This is a genomic window from Natrinema soli (genome assembly GCF_028618695.1).
In genome coordinates this window covers 1-2,989 of sequence record NZ_JAQIVI010000787.1, presented here as the reverse complement: position 1 = coordinate 2,989, position 2,989 = coordinate 1, and the positions used below count along the sequence as shown (strand labels likewise).

Annotated in this window: 3 protein-coding genes and 3 pseudogenes; 4 read left to right on the top strand and 2 right to left on the bottom strand. The window is 62.6% G+C overall.

Annotated features, from left to right (window positions below):
• Positions 1-90 (bottom strand): annotated as a pseudogene (locus PGX04_RS34905) (fumarylacetoacetate hydrolase family protein); the annotation flags it as partial.
• A 182-nt stretch (positions 91-272) separates the two neighbouring features.
• Between PGX04_RS34905 and PGX04_RS32475 the strand changes: the two are divergent.
• From PGX04_RS32475 to PGX04_RS32460, 4 genes and pseudogenes are all read left to right on the top strand, one after another.
• Positions 273-1,352: a cupin domain-containing protein gene (locus PGX04_RS32475; protein ID WP_273742247.1), complete on the top strand. Its 1,080-nt coding sequence runs from the start codon at positions 273-275 to the stop codon at positions 1,350-1,352.
• Between the two features lie 107 nt (positions 1,353-1,459).
• Entirely contained in the window at positions 1,460-1,645 is a 186-nt protein-coding gene (locus PGX04_RS32470) for a hypothetical protein (RefSeq protein WP_273742246.1), read from the top strand.
• Positions 1,646-1,903: 258 nt separating this feature from the next.
• Positions 1,904-2,137, top strand: a pseudogene (locus PGX04_RS32465) (aldehyde dehydrogenase family protein); the annotation flags it as partial.
• Positions 2,138-2,243: 106 nt separating this feature from the next.
• The gene (locus PGX04_RS32460; RefSeq protein WP_273742245.1) at positions 2,244-2,567 is read left to right on the top strand and encodes a hypothetical protein; all 324 of its coding nucleotides are present in this window, start codon (positions 2,244-2,246) and stop codon (positions 2,565-2,567) included.
• Positions 2,568-2,714: 147 nt separating this feature from the next.
• On the opposite strand, the pseudogene PGX04_RS32455 reads toward PGX04_RS32460, so the two are convergent.
• Positions 2,715-2,989, bottom strand: a pseudogene (locus PGX04_RS32455) (monooxygenase); the annotation flags it as partial.

Genomic DNA, 2,989 nt, shown 5'->3' with positions numbered 1-2,989 from the left:
CTCGAGACCGAGGCGGTCGGTGACGTCGATGACGCCGTCGTCGACAGTCAACAGACCGAGGCGGTCACCGTTGAATCTAACGAATCGCATGGTATATCCACTGCTATACGGCCACATAAATCATCCTTTCTCGGTCACTGATCGTACCGAACGATCATCGTATTCCCAAGCGACCGCGTGAGAGAGTGAGCACACCCTATCGGCTCCGGTCGCTCGGTGGGGTCAAGCGCACCTCCAACACACTTATGCCGTTCTTTGACAAACATAAGGCTATGGCGAAACAAGAGCCAGAGGACCTCCTAGAGCTAAGTTCCGACACACAGAGTATCCTCGAGAAGCACGATCTCCGTCCACTGTGGGAAGTGGAAAACGACATGGGAGACCTCCTCGACAACCTCGAGGCGGACATCTGGAAGTGGGAGGACATCCAGGCCGCCATCGACGGCATCGAGGAGGATGTCCCGATCGCCGACCTCCCGCCGGGCTTCCAGCGGCGGGTCGCGGTTCCGATCAACGCCAAACACGCGATTTCAAACACGATTTACGTCGGCGTCCAGACAGTCTCGCCCGGCGAGACCGCGCCCGCCCACCGACACGCGTCCAGTGCCCTCCGGTTCACCATCGACGGCACCGAGGATATGAAGACGGTCGTCGCCGGTGAGGAGTTCCCGATGCGGGACAACGACCTCATCACGACGCCGCAGTGGGAGTGGCACGATCACGTCAACGACTCCGACGAGACGGCCGCGTGGCTCGACATCCTCGACCTGCCGCTGTTCCTGGACACACTGAACAACACCCACGTCTTCGAGAACCACGAACTCGAGCGCCAACCGGTCACGAAGACCCAGGGGTACTGGGACTCCCAGTACGGGCGCGGCCGCCCCGCGAACGAGGAGTCGGACGGCTCCATCCCCGGACCGTTCGAGGGGAATCAGGAGCCGACACCGCCGTACCGCTTCGGCTGGGACGAGATGCTCGAGTCGCTCCACCAGCGCGCCGACAACAACGACCCAGACCCCTACGACGGCTACAGCCTCGAGTACGTCAATCCGGCGACGGGGAACCCGCCGGTGACGCCGACCATGTCCTTCCGGTCCCAACTGCTGAACGACGGCCCGACGGATGCCCACTTCCACAACTCGACGGAGGTCTACTTCGTCATCGAGGGCGAGGGCGCGACCCACGTCGGCGACGAGGTCCTCGAGTGGGGCGAGCGGGACATCTTCGTCGTGCCACCGGACGAGCCGCACCACCACGACCCCGACGGCGAGGCGATCCTCTTCGGCATCACCGATCGTCCTGTCTTGGAGGCGCTCAACTTCTACGCCGAGGCCGGCATCGACGAGTAGCCCGGTCCGGTTCCCGCTCGTACGGGGATTTCGTCGGAGCCGCGATTCCGATTTACAGGGCTGCTGATTGGGTAATACTCTTATAGATCGTCACCGATAGGATTCCTATGGCCGAGTTCGACAACCCATACGTCGATAACGACCCGTTCGTCCGAGCACACTTCGATTGTCTGGACTGTGGCGGGAAGCTCTGGGAGTACGCGATCCAAGGGCAGATGGTCTGCGAGCAGTGTCGCAGTGTCTTCTCGACGGAACACGTGTTCGATGTAAGCGTCGAACAGTCCGCGGACTGAGACTCGGATGGCTCACGCCGCCGTTCGACTAGCATCTGCTATCACCGGACCATCGGCAGTCTCGTTCCCCGATCCGTTTCCGGCAGCCTGACCCGACGACTCCGGCGTCCTGTTTCCAAGCCGTAATTATCTTTCCTAGCCATGTCAACACATGGCTCAGAAACACGAATGGTGCGAGTCGGAGAGCGGCGAGACGATGGCGTCGCGGATCCTTCGGCGCGCGAGACGATCGCGACGGTTCCGGCCGCGACCGAGACCGACGTCGGCGCGGGCAAGCGCATCGAGACCGGAATAATCCACGTCAACGACCAGTCGATCAACGACGAGGCCCACATTCCGTTCAGCGGCACCGGCGCGTCCGGCGTCGGCTACAACAGCGAGGACTTCCTAGACGAGGTCACCGAGAAGAAGTGGATCTCGCTCCAGCACGAGCCCCGAGAATTCCCTTCGGATCGGCCTCGAGACCGGGCCTTCAGGGCCGGGGCCGTCTGAGGTGAGAAGGTGAACCGCAGTCGCCATCGAAGAGCGCGTCGCATCGTCGGCGGGCCACCGATCGAGAATGAGATGGATTTACAAGGTATCGACATCGAATAGGACCATGGCTCTCACAACGGATATCGAAGCGGCCGCCGAGCAGCGCGACGACCTCCCGACTGCTGCGGACGTACACGACAGCGACGAAGAGATCTCCCTCACTGAACTGTTCGACGCGGCGTTCGTTCAGGCACACAGCGAGTTCGAATCGTTCGACGAACTGGTTGCAGCGAGCCCCAGCGACGCTGCCTCCGCCGATGAACTCGAGACGGTCCGCCATGGAGAGTGGGACGAGTTCGTCGCCGAAACGACCGACCTCGCGGACGAGAAAGCGCTGGTGATGGCCGCCCGTGACCACTGGGTCGCCGAGAAGCTGGACCTGAACTGACCGCTCTCGTCGCTGTCAGTCAGTGCAGTAGATTCGATGACCGGTTTCCGATTTCTCGACGAGAGGTCCCTGTCCAGTACCGACTCTTTCGTCGCGTCTCCGTGATACCGTGAGAGAGAGAATCGGGGGTCGAACGCGGAACGCGGTTCAGTAGTTCCCGGTCGAGACGATCGGCGGAGTCCCGTGGGGGCCGTACGGCGCATCGTCGAGCCACTCGCCGGCGACCTCGAAGTGGTCCGCCAGCGAGGCGGCCGCTTCCTTCCGCAGGACCGTCACCGGATCGTCACCCTGGAGGTATTCCAGTGCCTGCCCGGCCGCGTTGAGGTTGAACTCGGCGGCCGTCTCGCGGCGCGCCGCGTACAGTTCGACCTCCTCGCGAACGACTGCGTCGGTCTTGGCATCAATCGCCGCCGCGATGGCCG